The 14,285-nt window shown below is 63.1% G+C and carries 12 protein-coding genes; 6 read left to right on the forward strand and 6 right to left on the reverse strand.

Annotation, left to right across the window (positions count from 1 at the left end):
• Positions 1-4: 4 nt before the first annotated feature.
• The 5 genes from QFZ91_RS32065 to QFZ91_RS32085 are packed head-to-tail and all read right to left on the reverse strand — an operon-like array spanning position 5 to position 5,259.
• Complete coding sequence (locus QFZ91_RS32065; protein WP_429569657.1) at positions 5-1,156, reverse strand: porin; 1,152 nt, start codon at positions 1,154-1,156, stop codon at positions 5-7.
• 58 nt (positions 1,157-1,214) lie between these two features.
• Complete coding sequence (locus QFZ91_RS32070; protein ID WP_429569658.1) at positions 1,215-2,603, reverse strand: MFS transporter; 1,389 nt, start codon at positions 2,601-2,603, stop codon at positions 1,215-1,217.
• 55 nt (positions 2,604-2,658) lie between these two features.
• Positions 2,659-3,588, reverse strand: a complete 930-nt coding sequence (locus QFZ91_RS32075; protein WP_429569659.1) for an SMP-30/gluconolactonase/LRE family protein — start codon at positions 3,586-3,588, stop codon at positions 2,659-2,661.
• A gap of 22 nt (positions 3,589-3,610) precedes the next feature.
• The gene (locus QFZ91_RS32080) at positions 3,611-4,558 is read right to left on the reverse strand and encodes a hydroxyacid dehydrogenase (protein WP_429569660.1); all 948 of its coding nucleotides are present in this window, start codon (positions 4,556-4,558) and stop codon (positions 3,611-3,613) included.
• On the reverse strand, positions 4,558-5,259 hold the full coding sequence (locus QFZ91_RS32085; RefSeq protein WP_429569661.1) for an RraA family protein: 702 nt from the start codon (positions 5,257-5,259) through the stop codon (positions 4,558-4,560). Before QFZ91_RS32085 ends, QFZ91_RS32080 begins: the two co-directional genes overlap by 1 nt.
• A gap of 165 nt (positions 5,260-5,424) precedes the next feature.
• On the opposite strand from QFZ91_RS32085, the gene QFZ91_RS32090 reads away from it, so the two are divergent.
• A complete protein-coding gene (locus QFZ91_RS32090; protein ID WP_429569662.1) occupies positions 5,425-6,135 on the forward strand; it encodes an IclR family transcriptional regulator in 711 nt (236 codons plus the stop codon).
• A gap of 923 nt (positions 6,136-7,058) precedes the next feature.
• On the opposite strand, the gene QFZ91_RS32095 is transcribed toward QFZ91_RS32090, so the two are convergent.
• Positions 7,059-7,664 (reverse strand): TetR/AcrR family transcriptional regulator, encoded by a 606-nt coding sequence (locus tag QFZ91_RS32095; RefSeq protein ID WP_429569663.1) that lies wholly within the window; start codon positions 7,662-7,664, stop codon positions 7,059-7,061.
• 173 nt (positions 7,665-7,837) lie between these two features.
• Here QFZ91_RS32095 and QFZ91_RS32100 point away from each other — a divergent pair, with 173 nt between their 5' ends.
• The 5 genes from QFZ91_RS32100 (at position 7,838) to QFZ91_RS32120 (ending at position 14,183) form a co-directional block, all read left to right on the forward strand.
• On the forward strand, positions 7,838-8,605 hold the full coding sequence (locus QFZ91_RS32100) for an alpha/beta hydrolase (protein ID WP_429570926.1): 768 nt from the start codon (positions 7,838-7,840) through the stop codon (positions 8,603-8,605).
• An 895-nt stretch (positions 8,606-9,500) separates the two neighbouring features.
• Entirely contained in the window at positions 9,501-10,070 is a 570-nt protein-coding gene (locus QFZ91_RS32105; RefSeq protein WP_429569664.1) for an acyloxyacyl hydrolase, read from the forward strand.
• 197 nt (positions 10,071-10,267) lie between these two features.
• Complete coding sequence (locus QFZ91_RS32110; protein WP_429569665.1) at positions 10,268-11,143, forward strand: tyrosine-type recombinase/integrase; 876 nt, start codon at positions 10,268-10,270, stop codon at positions 11,141-11,143.
• Positions 11,144-11,159: 16 nt separating this feature from the next.
• Positions 11,160-12,329, forward strand: coding sequence for an IS91 family transposase (locus tag QFZ91_RS32115; RefSeq protein WP_429569666.1), 1,170 nt, complete (start codon positions 11,160-11,162; stop codon positions 12,327-12,329).
• 1,020 nt (positions 12,330-13,349) lie between these two features.
• Positions 13,350-14,183, forward strand: coding sequence for a DUF932 domain-containing protein (locus QFZ91_RS32120; RefSeq protein WP_429569667.1), 834 nt, complete (start codon positions 13,350-13,352; stop codon positions 14,181-14,183).
• Positions 14,184-14,285 lie beyond the last annotated feature (102 nt).

The raw sequence follows: 14,285 nt of genomic DNA on the forward strand, positions 1-14,285 counted from the left end.
CCTCTTAGAACTTCTGACGCATGCCGAGCACGAAGCCGGTCTGGTTGTAACCGGGCGCAACCGTGCCGTAGCCGCCCACGCCGAGCGCCGCGCCATTCTTGTTGTGCGAATAGCCCGCGGTGGCGTAGACGTCCGTGCGCTTCGACAGGAAGTAGTCTGCGCACAGCACGGCCAGCCACGAATCGGCGCTTGTCGAATGCACGTCCTGGTAGTAGCCGGAGGCCGTCAACTGGAAGGACGGCGTGATCATGTACTGAGCGCCCGCCCAGGACAGATTGGCGGCGCTCGCCTCGGAGCCGTTCGCGACCGCGATCGGGTTCACCGGCAAAAACGCGTTCGACGCACGCAGGTAGCGATAGCCCGCGAAGCCCTTGACCGGACCGAACACATACGAAGCGGCGGCTGTCGCGCGACGCTCGGTGGCGGTGTTCGTCGCCACGGTGTTGCTATTGCGTTGCTCGTACGACAGGCTCGCCGCGAGCGGGCCTTGCGCGAACGTCAGGGCGCCGCTGAAGAAGCGGCCGGTGATTTGTGCGCCCGGCACTTCCGTCCCGTAGCCGGTGTCGTAGCGCGTGCTGTACATTGCCTGCGCGGTCAGCGGGCCGAAGTTGCCCGTGTAGCGCGCGGAGTTGTCGATGCGCCCGGCCGTAGCGTAGTCGATCGACAGCACCGAATACTTCGACGAAGCGCCCATCGGATCGAACGCCACTGCCTGTTCGTATAGCAGCGAGTTCTGACGGCCGAAGGTCAGTTGCTGGTCCTTGTACGACATGCCGACCCACGCCTGACGGCCGAACAGACGCGTGGTCGTCGTTGCGTTGGCGCCGATACCCTTCGTCGATTGACCGAGCGTGCCGTCGTTGACGTTGAAGCCGTCTTCCAAAGTGAAGATTGCCTTCATGCCGCCGCCGAGGTCTTCGCTGCCCCTCATGCCCCAGCGCGAGCCGGAGAGGTTACCGGAAGTCATGCGGGTGACCCCGCCGCCAGCAGTCGTATTGTTGATATGTTCGATGCCCACGTCGACGATACCGTAGAGCGTCACGCTGCTTTGCGCGTGCGCGGCGCTGGCGGCGAAGCTCATGCACGCGCCGGCGATAGCCGCGAGTGCGAAACGGGATGTGAGGTTGGCAGGGTTGCTGGCCTTCTTGAACAACATACAGTCTCCGAACAGAGTTAGTTTTAGATTTATTCGAACGCGATGAAACATGCGCCCGTTACTTGCGGGCGGCGCGCGCTTCCCCGGCGTCCGCGCCCGGATCACCCAGCCAGGCGATGGTGAGTGCACCCAGCAGCAGGAAGCCCGCGACCGCGAACAACGGCACGGTGAAGCCGCCGGAGGTTTGCTTGAGCCAGCCGATCATCGAAGGGCCGACGAAGCCGCCGAGATTGCCCACCGACACGATCAGCGCCAGGCCGCCCGCCGCCGCGCGCCCGGTGAGAAAGCTCGATGGAATGGCCCAGTACGTGGCCTGGAAGCCGAGGATGCCGCTCACGGTGAAGCAGAGTGCGATCAGCTTGAGCGCGGGTGCGTCGACCAACGTGCTCGCGCAAAGCGCGGCCGCCGCGATGACCAGCGCGCCCGCCACATACCGAACGCGGTTGACCGCGCGATTGGCGACGCGCGCCCACCAGAGCATCGCGAATGCGCCGATCAGATACGGGATGGCGGTCAACCAGCCGACCACGGCATGCTCGACGCCGAACTGCTTGATCATCGACGGCATCCACATGCCGACGCCGACCGAACCCACGATCCCGCAGAAGTTGACGAACGCGAGCACGAATACACGCCAGTTGGTCATCGCGTCGCGTAAGTCGGTGCCATGCTTCGCGCCGATATCGCCCTGTTCGAGCGCGAGACGGCGCGCAAGCGAATGCTTCTCTTCGGCGGTGAGCCACCTGGCCTTCTCGGGACGATCGTCGAGCACGAACAGACACGCGATGCCGAGCAGAACCGCTGGCACGCCTTCGATGAGCAGCAGCCATTGCCAGCTGCGCAGACCGTGCAGGCCGCCCAGTTGCAGCAACGCGCCCGAGATCGGCGATCCGATCATGTTGGCGACCGGAATGCCGACGAGAAACGCCGCCGTCACCTTCGCGCGCCATTTGCCGGGGAACCAATGCGTGAAGTAGAGATAGATACCCGGCGTGAAACCGGCTTCCGCGAGGCCGAGCAGAAAGCGCGCCACCGCGAAGCTTTTCGGGCCGACGACGAACGCCGTCAGCATCGAAATGAGACCCCACGTGAACATGATGCGCGCGATCCAGATGCGCGCACCGACCTTCTGCATGATCAGGTTGCTCGGAATCTCGAACAGAAAGTAGCCGATGAAGAACAGCCCCGCCCCGAGGCCGAACTGCTCGGGGGTGAGGCCCAGATCCTTGTTCATCGTCAGCGCGGCGAACCCGACGTTGGTCCGGTCCAGATAGCTGATGACATAGCAAATGAAAATGAACGGCAGGATGCGGCGGAACGCCTTCGCGAGCGTGCGCTCGCTGGCGGCGTATTCCTCGCTGCCGATATGCGTCTCCCGCAGCGCGTCCTGCGGCGCCTTCGCGTCGTCCCCGGCACGCTCGCCGGCGATGGTTTGCGATATGGTCATGCTTGCTCCTCCATCGCACTTCTTCCGGTGCGACATGTTGATTTGCAACCGCGCTTCAGAGCAGTTTCAGTGCCCGTTTCGGCAGCGCTCCGGCGATACTCATTCGTGCCTTGAGCACGGTTCCGGAAACGGATTCGGTCATGAAGAGCGTCTTCATGTCGGCGCCGCCGAAACACAGGTTGGTGAGCGATGCGCCTTCGGGGCTGGTGAGGATCTCGACCGGCTCGGCGCGGTGGTTCAGCACCCATACGCGCCCGAGTCCCGGATTCGCGATGAACAGACGTCCTTCGCAATCGACCGTCAGTCCGTCAGGACCGCTCGGACCGTAGGACGTGAAGAACTGGCCCACCTTGCTGACCGATCCGTCGGCTTGCAGCGGCACGCGCCACACGCAGTTGCCGCGCGTCATGCCGACGAACAACACCTTTTCGTCGGGCGAAAGCACGAGGCCGTTCGGGCTCGGGCAATTGCCGAGCAGCATGTCGAGCTTGCCTTGGGGCGTGAGGCGGTACACCCGGCCAGTCGGATCGTGCAGGCCGGTTTGTCCCTGATCGGTGAAATACAGGTTGCCTTGCGAATCGAACGTGAGGTCGTTCACGCCGCGAAATCGCTCGCTGTTGCGGCGCTCGAGATACGGACGCACTTCCCCGCGTTCGATATCGAGCAGCATCAGCCCGTAGCGATAGTCGGTGATGAGCATGTGCGCATCGTCGAAACGCTTCATGCCGTTCGGCTCTCCGTCGTACTGCACGACGAGCTCCCATTCGCCCGAAGGTGAAATCCGGAAGACGCGTCCGTGCGGAATGTCCGTCACGAACAGATAGCCTTGCGGGTCCCACACGGGGCCTTCGAGGAACGAGTCCGTGGCAAGGCCGCCGCGGTTGGCGCGCGCCCAGTCCGTCTGAACGTCGGGCTTGCGGAATTTCTCCGGCATGCGCGTGAAGACTTCGGCTGCTCGCACTTCGGGCGAGATGAGATAGAACATGCTGAACCTTCCCTTGCCCGTTTCAGGCGACGTCGCGGGTCTGCTCTTCCAGCACCGCGAGCACGTTGGCTGCGGCGCCGCGACCCATGTTCACGTAGGCGGCATCGCTCACGCCGCCGACATGCGGCGACAGAATCGCGTTGGGAATGCGCTGGAACGGATGCGGCGTAGCCATCGGCTCAACGTCGAAGCTATCGAGACCAGCCGCGCGAATCCGGCCGCTCGCGAGCGCTTCGGCGAGCGCGGCTTCGTCGATAAGCCCGCCGCGCGCCGTGTTGACGAGAATCGCGCCCTGCCTGAAGCGCGCGAGCGTCTCGCGGTTGAGCATCTGACGGTTCTCGGCGGTCAGAGGGCAATGCAGCGACACGACATCGGACTGCGCGTACAGCTCGTCGAGCGAAACGAGCTTGATGCCTTGCGGCGCGTCCTTCGCGTAGGGATCGAACGCAATCACGTTCATGCCGAACGCGATGCCCGCCGACGCCACGCGGCGGCCGATCGCGCCGAGGCCGACGAGACCGAGCGTGCGTCCATCGAGTTCGACGGACTTGTGCGTGGACTTGTCCCAATGGCCGTCACGCATGCGCAAGTCGAGTTGCGGCACCGACTTGGCGCACGCCAGGATCAGCGCCCACGCGTGCTCCGACACGGCCGCAGCGTTCGCACCGACCGCCGCGCGCACCGCGATGCCGCGCTCGGCCGCGGCCGCCTGATCGATCACGTCGATGCCGCTGCCGTGCTTCGAGATGACTTGCAGCTTCTGTCCCGCGTCCATGATGCGCGCGTTGATCTTGCCGTAGCGCACGATGATCGCGACCGGGTTATGTTGCGCGCTCAATGCGACGAGTTCGTCTTCGGTCGGCTGCTTGCCCGCGAACACTACGTCGAACTGCGTCAGCATGTCGAGCGCTTGCGGCGCGAGATCGGCGGCGGTGACGAGAATCACCGGCTTTTGCGGGGTCGTCGACATCACAGCGCCTCGCCTTCGCCCAGCATGCCAAACGCGCGCAGTTCCTTCTCGAGCCATGCCGGACGCAACGCCTCGCCTTTCAGAATGCCGGCGATGCGCGCCGTTTCGGCATCCAGCTTCTTCTGCGCAAGTTCGATGATGCGTGCGACATCGTTGCGCGGAATCACGACGACGCCATCCGCGTCGCCGACGACCAGATCGCCCGGATTGATCGATGCACCCGCGACCGAAGCCGGCGCATTCACGACGCCCGCGACGCTCTTGGTCGGGCCGCACGGATTCAGGCCGGACGCGAAGATCGGGTAGTCGCCCTTCGCGAGCTCATGCGAGTCGCGCACGGCGCCGTCGATGACGATGCCGGCGATGCCGCTCACCTTCGCCTGCGTCGCCATGATTTCGCCCAGCAGCGCGCACGACAGATCGCCCTTGCCGTCGACGACGATCACGTCGCCCGGCTTCGCGATAGCCAGCGCCGCGTGGATGGCGAGGTTGTCGCCGGGACGGACTTCGACCGTGATCGCCGGGCCTGCGACTTTCATCGCCTTCGACAGCGGCTGCACGCGACCGTGCAGCGTGCCGCGCCGGCCGGCGACGTCCGCGAGGATGGCGGCCTGAAACTTCGCGGCTGCCTGAACGAGTTCAGGCGACACGCGCTCGATATTGCGATTGATGGGGGACTGTCCTGCGGAAGCTGCGCTCATGGATTTCACCTCAGTGATATGTTTTACTCTGTACAACGCACGTGTACGACGTGAAACCACTATAAGGCAAGGCATGGGCGGGAGACCACTGGCGTTAACCCTTTTATCAAGTAAATTGCTGTTGTACGGAGTACAATGCAGCGGAACCACTAACCGGAGAGCGAGATGGGAAACGAAGGCGTTGCGGCGGTGGAGAAAGCGCTGTCGCTGCTGGACTGCTTCAGGCCGGGGGCCGAATCGCACTCTCTATCGGCGCTGGCGCAGGCGTCCGGCATGCACAAGACAACCGTGTACCGGTTGATGAATTCTCTGGAGCGGATGGGCTATGTCGTGCGCTCGCAGACGGGAGACTACTCGCTCGGCCATCGCGTGTTGTATCTCGGCAAGCTTTACGAGCAGTCGTTTCGTCTTGCTTCTGTTGTCGAGCCGGCGCTGCGTGCGCTCGCAGCGCTGACAAAAGAGAGCGCATCGTACTACGTCCACGAAAAGGGGGAACGGCTCTGCCTGTTCCGGGTGGAACCGTCCGAAGGTTTGCGCGAAACGCGGCTCGCGGGCACATCCCTTCCGCTCGACGATACAGCGATCAGTCAGGTGATCCGCTTCTGGGGGTTGGGGGAGCCGATCTTCAGAGAACAGCCGACCTTGCCGCTCTTTACGTCGGGCGCGCGCGACGTGCACACGGCGGCCTTTGCGACGCCAATTTTCGGCGCGGGCGACAAGTTCATGGCCGCGCTAACGCTGTCCGGTCCTGCATCGCGTCTCAGTGAGGCCGGTGCGAGTGGCGCGCTCGACCGCGCACAGTTAGATACGGCGGCCGATCTTTCCCGACGGCTGGGCGCGAGTGCCGACCTCTGCAGCAAGCTTTATGGTGTTTAACCCGGGTTCGACTGTGCGCCGTCACTTGCGAAAAATTTGTTCGTGGATCGCGACGCTCGTGCCGATATGCAGCGATGAATCGTTGCTGCGCTCAGGCGCCGCAAGGCGAAATCATCATCGGTGTGAGCAACATTAAGACGAGACGCATCGCCCGGAAGCGCCAATGCGCCCACGAACGAGTTGCTCTCCCGGAAGACGGCGATTGCCGCTGCGGCCGTGTGGAGATCGGGTGTTCCCACGCCAAGACCGGAAGGTCGGACACTGCTCGAGGATGCTCTGTCGTCCACAGCAGCATAGGACGTCTTGCCCGCATGTTGTTCTTCTTGAAAGCGCGCCACATGACGAGTTCAGGGCGGCGTCAGGGTATCCCTCCCTTCACTGCTAACGTTACTGACTACGGCACCGCTGGTGTATGGCGACCCGCACGATGGGCAACGTCCCTACAGCAGGCGCTAGACACGAGAGGATCGGTGCTCGTCCGTCATTTTGGCTTCTGTGCGCTCTTGCATAGTTCGGTCTGCACATAAGGCGTCGAGAGTACATATCTGCGGACAGCGCGCGCTGACGCCTCCGACGATCCGGGAGCGAAGAGCAGAAGAGCGACATCAGCACTTGGCATGGCCACCTCAACGGCCGGTAGCCCCGCGTTGAGCCTCGCGCCGCTTACTGACTGCACCAGCCGTTCGAGTGACCGCTCTGCGAGTCCAGCGAGCGGCGGAATTTGGCCGAGAGCACCAGTTCGATGAAGGTCTGAACAGCCGCCGTTGAAATTTTCGACGGCAGCTTTCGGGGGCTTCTGTGGATGAGTACAGTCGGCCACGAAGGGCCATTCGCGCGTCCCTATTCCTGGACGTCTAAACGTCCGTTAAGCTGCCGGTAGCGGCCTGTCACCTGACTGAAAAACCGAGATCTCCCGCACCGCGTCAGCTGGATCGTGTGCGTTTGCGCGGCTGCGCCAGTCTTTGCACTGCGCCCTGGGTAACCTCCGTGAATAACCCGACGTTGGCAAAAGCGCGCGCCGCAAGCATGGCGCCGTAGACCAACGATATGAGTGCTGCAGCCTCAGTTTGAATCGACGAATCAAGTTGGATGAGGCCGCCTCTCGCGCCCGACTCGAGCACCTGCTCAAGCCAGGAAGTCAGGTTTTCGAAGAACGCCTTCACGCGTTGTGCCACTTCGGCAGGCAGCGAAGGGAGTTCGGCACCAAGCATGCCCGCTATGCAGAACGGAGCCGTGTCGTCCGCGATGCAGCGTTCCCAATGTCCGATGTACGCACGTAACTGCGCAATGGCATCGGCGCCGCTCGCCTGGAGTGCCGCCACATCGGCGTCGAATGCCTGCTGCCATTCGTTCAGCACCGCGATAACGAGATCCGTCTTGGTGGGGAAATGGTGGTGAATGCTCGCCTTGCGAATATCGATCGCCTCTGAGATGTCGGCATAGCTAAACCCGTTGTAGCCGCGACGCATGATGAGTTGCCGCCCCGCGGCAATGATCCTGTCTGCCGTCTGACTTCCGCTTACCGTCATTGTATCTACCATCTAGTCGGTTGAATCACTGACAGTTTACGCGGCCCGGGGACCCATTGCCAGCTCGGACAAAGTGCTTGCAAATCTACCATCCTACTAGTAGGATGGCTACATCGCGCAGAGCCTATCTTCTGTGGTCGATTCTCAAGCAACCTCTTTTCAGGAGCGTCAAAATGAAGGTTTCCTCATTCTTAACCATAGCCGCCGCAGTTGCCCTTTTGGCAGCCGCACTCGGCTCGCAGGCGGCTAGCGCCGCACCCGTCAGGAACATTGTCCTCGTGCACGGCTATTTCGCCGACGGTTCCGGCTGGCAGGCGGTGTCCAGAATCCTCACGCGCGATGGTTACAAGGTCTCGGTAGTGCAAGAGCCGGAAACCTCGTTTGACGACGACGTGAAAGCCACTACCCGCGTTGTCGATGCGCAGGACGGTCCAAGCATCCTCGTCGGCCACAGCTACGGTGGCGCGGTGGTGACCGAGGCCGGCAACGACGACAAGGTCGCGGGTCTCGTTTATGTGGCCGCGTTCCAGCCAGACACGGGAGAATCGCCCATCGAACTGACGAAAAAGACGCCGCCCGCGACCAAGGCGATCAAGGCGACTGCCGACGGCCATCTGTACATCGACCCGGCTAATTTCCACGCGGATTTCGCCGCCGACCTGCCCAGCGCCGAAGCCGGCTTCATGGCCATCTCACAGGTCACGCCCGCCGCGCAATCGTTCGGCGTTCCGATCACGCACGCCGCGTGGAGAACGAAGCCAAGCTGGGCTGTCGTGGCGACCGCGGACCGCGCTATCAATCCGGATCTGGAACGCTTCATGACCCGGCGCGCGGGCAGCAAGACGGTCGAGATCAACTCGAGCCACGTGGCCTACATCTCGCACCCGGCGGAGGTCGCGAAGCTGATCGAACAAGCCGCAACGCAGTCCGGCAAAGAATGAGAAAGCGTGGCTTGCCGGCCGCCACGGTGCTGGCAGGCGGCTCACATCACGAGTGTTCCAACTGCTTTTGCGTCACACAAAGACGACGGCTATGCAGGGAGAACTTTCTGCCAGCCCTTCGGCCTGACTCGCCGTCGCGGCAACGGAAGGCGAGCTGGCACGTTGACAAATAACCGGGACCGGGCCGAGGAGTAAGGCGCGGCCTGAAGCTCGTGTGAAAGCAATCCGTTCGCAGACCCTGATTTGTCGAGCGGCCGGCGAGACTGAAAGCCACGCGTTCTCCGGGTCCGCCTGCGGGCATGCGCGTCCGGGTGAAGTCGGCCATCCCCCGTCATTGCCTCGTTCCTTCTCAAGGACGTTCGAACTTCAACTCCGCACTCAATAGCGGCCTGGTGCGCGCACTCGTTCGCTGGCGGCCGTGACCTATCCCATGCGCGCGAACCCTGTCGCCGGAAAACGCCAGTAACCACCTCCCCCCGGCTTGACCCAGTCGTTTTTACAGAAAAGGGGCAATCGCGGCATATCCACCAACAAAGGTGCTACCGATACTCCTCAAATTCTGCGTCTGACCGGTCGAAACAGGTCATTGATCAGAAATGGCAATTCACCGTGAAAGCAATCAGTCCGCAACTGCGATGTCGTGGGCTTCACGCGGTTTCCCGGTGTTGGCGCGGCAACGAGCGTTTTGACTTTTTCGAGGCTACACTGCGGACTCATATGCGCGTGGATCATGAGTGAACGTCGGAGGGCGTGCGCGTTTCGATTGGCAGAATGCGAATGTGCTGCAGTGCATATCGCGATTGAATTCGCGAGGCGAAGTTCGGGTATGGATGGAGCCGATGTGAGCCGTTCCGGACACTGACGTCGTGCTGAATTTTCCGAATCGGGGAAATACATGACAGCGAGATCATCGGTCTGGCGAGCGCGTGTCGTGCGTGGTGCGTGCGCGGCGCTCTTTGCATGTGCTGCGGCTAATACACATGCGGAGAACAGGTTCGGCTTCCAGTTCGGCCCGGGCGTTGCGGATGACAACGTGAAAAAGCTCGACCTCGGCCTCGTGTGGGATCCGGGGCTGCAATGGTGGCACATCGCCGGCTTTCACTTGACGGTCGTCGGCGAGGCGCACGTTGCGTACTGGAAGCTGGACGACTCGAACGCCATCTATTCGCACACCTGGGAGTTCGGCGTCACGCCGGTGTTCCGGATCATTAAGGACACCGGCTGGTTCAAGCCGTTCTTCGAGGCAGGCATAGGCATACGCTTGCTGTCCCATGTGCGGCAGACGCCGTCCCGCACGATGTCGTCGTCGTTCCAGTTCGCGGACATGGTAGGCATTGGAGCGCAATTCGGCGAGCATGGGAGCTATCAGGCCGGATTTCGCTTTCAGCACATCTCGAACGCGGACATCAAGCAGCCGGACCCAGGCTTGAACTTTAGCCAGATCTACTTCCAATACAACTTCTAGGGCAGCAGTTGGCCGGTTACCTTCGGCAACCTGCCATTCGATCTTCTGCAATCGATAGGCAGCTTCGGGTCGGGGAACGAAACCGCTCGCGCGGTAGGGGGCTCCGTCCCGACGCTGGGGGTCAGGGAGAGGCCGGTCACGCGGTTTTATGTTGGCGAATGAGGCAATCCGCCTCGTTCTCCAGCAGGAGCCGAATCATGACCTCCGCCCAACCGACCGTCAGCCCGCTGCGCCAGCGCATGATCGACGACATGCGCATGCGCCAGCTTTCCACCAAGACACAAGGCACCTATCTGCGCATCGTGCGCGAGTTTGCCCGGTTTCTCGGACGCTCGCCCGATACGGCCACCGTCGAGGATCTGCGAGGCTACCAGCTGCACCTGGTCGACCACGGCACATCCCCGGTCTCGCTGAACGCCGCAATCACGGGGCTGAAGTTCTTCTTCGAAGTCACGCTACACGACCCCGAACGGATGGCCCGCATGCAGCCCGTGCGCGTACCCCGCACGCTGCCCGTCGTGCTCAGCCCCGATGAAGTCCGGCGGCTCATCGCTGCTACGGGCAACCTGAAGCACCAGACCGCGCTATCGGTCGCTTATGGCGCCGGATTGCGCGCCGGCGAAGTGGTAGCGCTGAAGGTCGGCGACGTCGACAGCCAGCGCATGACGCTGCGCATCGAACAGGGCAAGGGCCGCAAGGACCGCTACGCGCTGCTCTCGCCGGTGCTGCTCGAACGCCTGCGCGTCTGGTGGCGCGTGGCCCGTGCCCAGGGCAAGATGCTGGACGGCGGATGGCTGTTTCCCGGGCTCGACCCCATTGATCCGCTTACGACGCATCAACTGAACCGCGCCATTCATGCTGCCGCCGTGGCTGCGGACATCGACAAGCGCGTGTCAATGCACACGCTACGCCACAGCTTCGCCACGCACCTGCTCGAACAGAAGGTGGACATCCGCGTGATCCAGGTGCTGCTCGGCCACAAGAAGCTCGAGACCACCGCGCTTTACGCACAGGTAGCGACCGACCTGCTGCGCGAGGTCATCAGTCCGCTGGAGCGCCTGCCCGCCCAATAGCCTTTCGCAGGGCCTCATGCTGGAGGTCGCGGACATCTTCCGCGCCTGCGGGCCAGCGTGGCGACGCACGGTCCCCCTGAGCCTCGGGCAGCTGAAGGTGATGTCGGCCATCGAACAGTGCCGCAGCGCGGCGCTGGGTGGGCATGTGCTGCGCTGTTCCGGCTGCGCGCGCACCGAGATCGCCTACAACTCCTGCCGCAATCGCCATTGCCCGAAGTGTCAGGGCAATGCCGCACGCCGCTGGCTCGAAGCACGTCAGGCTGATCTGCTGCCGGTCGAGTACTACCACGTCGTCTTCACGCTGCCCGCGCCCATCAGTGCGATCGCCTGGTACAACAAGCGGATCATCTACGGCCTGCTGTTCGACGTCGCCGCCGACACGCTGCGCACGATCGCCGCCGATCCCAGGCATCTCGGCGCCCAGATCGGCGCCACGCTCGTACTGCACACCTGGGGTTCGGCGCTCACGCATCACCCGCATGTGCACGGCATCGTTCCCGGTGGTGGGCTGTCGCCCGATGGTGAGCACTGGATCGGCTGCCGGCCGGGCTTCTTCCTGCCGGTGCGCGTGCTCTCGCGCCTGTTCCGGCGCCGCTTCGTCGAAGCGCTCACCGATGCCCACCGGCACGGCCAGCTGCAGTTCTTCGGTGAGTATGCGGCGCTCGCCGATCCCGCCACCTTTGCACGGTGGCTGGCACCGCTGCGTGCCTGCGATTGGTTTGTGTACGCCAAGCGTCCCTTTGCGGGACCGGAAGCGGTGCTCGCCTACCTCTCGCGCTATACGCACCGCGTCGCGATCTCCAACCAGCGTCTGCTCGCCTTCGATGAGCGCGGCGTGACGTTCCGCTGGAAGGACTATCGCGAGAATGGGCGCACCCGCTACAAGACCATGACGCTGGACACCGGCGAGTTCATGCGCCGCTTCCTGTTGCACGTGCTGCCCGGCGGGTTCCATCGCATCCGTCACTACGGGCTGCTCGCCAACCCGGTGCGCCGCGCCAGTCTCGCCAAGGTGCGTGCGCTGCTGCATGTCACGCCCGAACCTGACACGGCATCCGACGACACCGGCACCGAAACCCGGCCCACCTTCATCTGCCGGCACTGTGGCGCCCCGATGATCGTCATCGATATCCTCGAGCGCACCGCACCGATTCGCGCACCACCCATCTCGCGGGGCGCAACATGAACGCTACTGTTCCATGCTTACCAACGTCGGCTTTGCGGCAACGCGACCCACGAGCAGACGTTCGCGCCCGCCGCTTCAAGCACTCCCTTGAACGCCGACTTCGTCACCATCGTCGCGCGAATTCATCGCATCATCCAGGCGCCTGGGCACTTCGAGCATCCCGTTTGCGCCGCCTTGCTCTATCAAGGCTGAGGATGCCGGACCATCAATCGCCATAGCCATCCAACACTCTGACCGTAACGGACCACTCCGCGGTTTCCTCCCTCGAGGCTTATTCGACGCCTGCCCGCAAGCGCCGCACGGTCCTGTGCGTATGGGCAGGCATCGAATAACCCTTAACGGGAGTGTGAGTTCGCCGATCGAGGAAGCTGTCGTTCGGCTGGTCGGTGCCACGACCGTCAGCAATCCGCCTTATCGCTGACGTAGAACTCAGCCCAGCCCAATGTCGGCTGTGGCCGAAAACCCGCCCCGCGTCACGATGTCGGCAAGTTCCCGATCCCTTCGCTAAGAGAGGCCGGCGGCCGCGAGGCCGTGGAAGCGGAAGGCTGCAGAACTGCGGTCAGTCCGAGGAGGACGGGGGCATTTTGGCCTGCACTCGCGCACCATCGTTAATCACCCTATTGCGCCGATGGTCGGTCAGCAATTGAAGGCACCACAGTCAACCCCGTCGCTTTCTATCGAGGGCCGGCCTTCACGGCCATGCCCTTAGAACCGCTCCTTAATGCCCGGTCAACTCACGGCATGGCATGCACCCGGCTCCCAGCTTCCCGCCCTTGACCCGCGACAGTAGCCGATAGCGGGCGCGCATCAAGGGGCGAGGGACCGTGTTGCCCGCACCCCTCCCTCGCCTTTTTCCTTGACACCCGCCCGCTATCAGCTCCTCCAGTCGCACGGGCGGGAACCCGGGAGCCAGGCGGTAGCAACGCCAACCCCGAGTTCCACCGGGAAGTGTCCAACCGCAATGCCAAGGAACCTCCCCTCGCCCGGTTCAGGTCCTCAACCTTGACTGTGGAGATTGCCATGCAACTCGCTTCCTCTTTCCATAACCGGTCCCCGATGCTGCGCGCTGACTCGCCGCTTTCGGACGACCAGATTCGCCACGTTGCCCCTTCCATCTTCGCAGACGGCAAACACGAAAGCCGTTCCGAACGCTACACCTACATTCCCACCATCGACGTCCTGCGTGGTCTGCGCAACGAAGGGTTTCAGCCGTTCATGATCTGCCAGACCCGTGTTCGCGATCAGGGCAAGCGCGAGTTCACAAAACACATGCTGCGGCTTCGCCACGCCGACCAGATCACCGGCGAGGAAGCCGACGAAATCGTGCTGCTGAACTCGCACGACGGCACCAGCAGTTACCAGATGCTGGCAGGCACATTCCGGTTTGTCTGCCAGAACGGCATGGTCGCGGGCGAGAACATCGCCGATATCCGCGTGCCACACAAAGGCAACGTCATCCAGAACGTAATCAATGGCGCTTTCGACGTGCTCGACGGCTTCGACCTGATCCGCGAGCAGAAGGACAGCATGCGCGCCGTCGATCTGAGCCGCGACGAGCAGCATGCATTCGCCCGTTCCGCCCTTGCGCTGCGCTACGACCCGACCGACGCCGAGGCACTGGCCCCCGTCACCGAAAGCCAGCTACTGGCACCGCGCCGTTTCGAGGATCGCCGCGACGACCTGTGGACCGTATTCAACCGCGTGCAGGAAAACCTCACGAAGGGCGGGCTGCATGGACGCTCGCGCAGTGGACGCGCCATGTCGACTCGCCCCATCACCGGCATCGACCAGAACGTGAAGCTCAACCGCGCGCTGTGGATGCTCGCTGACGCCATGCGCCAGATGAAAGCATAAGCGCCTCAGGGACGGCAACGTCCCCCCGCCTCGTTCCATCAGGACTCCTAGCCAGGATACGTCCTGATGGAATCCGGCAGGACCCGTCCCGGAACCTTCTTT

Origin of the sequence: Paraburkholderia sp. JPY419 (assembly GCF_050435705.1) — a bacterium.
Lineage (GTDB): Bacteria > Pseudomonadota > Gammaproteobacteria > Burkholderiales > Burkholderiaceae > Paraburkholderia > Paraburkholderia youngii.

Bases quoted from the DNA above. Each gene is read 5' to 3' on its own strand.
- QFZ91_RS32065 (WP_429569657.1), bottom strand. From the start codon at position 1,156: ATGTTGTTCAAGAAGGCCAGCAACCCTGCCAACCTCACATCCCGTTTC.
- QFZ91_RS32070 (WP_429569658.1), bottom strand. From the start codon at position 2,603: ATGACCATATCGCAAACCATCGCCGGCGAGCGTGCCGGGGACGACGCG.
- QFZ91_RS32075 (WP_429569659.1), bottom strand. From the start codon at position 3,588: ATGTTCTATCTCATCTCGCCCGAAGTGCGAGCAGCCGAAGTCTTCACG.
- QFZ91_RS32080 (WP_429569660.1), bottom strand. From the start codon at position 4,558: ATGTCGACGACCCCGCAAAAGCCGGTGATTCTCGTCACCGCCGCCGAT.
- QFZ91_RS32085 (WP_429569661.1), bottom strand. From the start codon at position 5,259: ATGAGCGCAGCTTCCGCAGGACAGTCCCCCATCAATCGCAATATCGAG.
- QFZ91_RS32090 (WP_429569662.1), top strand. From the start codon at position 5,425: ATGGGAAACGAAGGCGTTGCGGCGGTGGAGAAAGCGCTGTCGCTGCTG.
- QFZ91_RS32095 (WP_429569663.1), bottom strand. From the start codon at position 7,664: ATGACGGTAAGCGGAAGTCAGACGGCAGACAGGATCATTGCCGCGGGG.
- QFZ91_RS32100 (WP_429570926.1), top strand. From the start codon at position 7,838: ATGAAGGTTTCCTCATTCTTAACCATAGCCGCCGCAGTTGCCCTTTTG.
- QFZ91_RS32105 (WP_429569664.1), top strand. From the start codon at position 9,501: ATGACAGCGAGATCATCGGTCTGGCGAGCGCGTGTCGTGCGTGGTGCG.
- QFZ91_RS32110 (WP_429569665.1), top strand. From the start codon at position 10,268: ATGACCTCCGCCCAACCGACCGTCAGCCCGCTGCGCCAGCGCATGATC.
- QFZ91_RS32115 (WP_429569666.1), top strand. From the start codon at position 11,160: ATGCTGGAGGTCGCGGACATCTTCCGCGCCTGCGGGCCAGCGTGGCGA.
- QFZ91_RS32120 (WP_429569667.1), top strand. From the start codon at position 13,350: ATGCAACTCGCTTCCTCTTTCCATAACCGGTCCCCGATGCTGCGCGCT.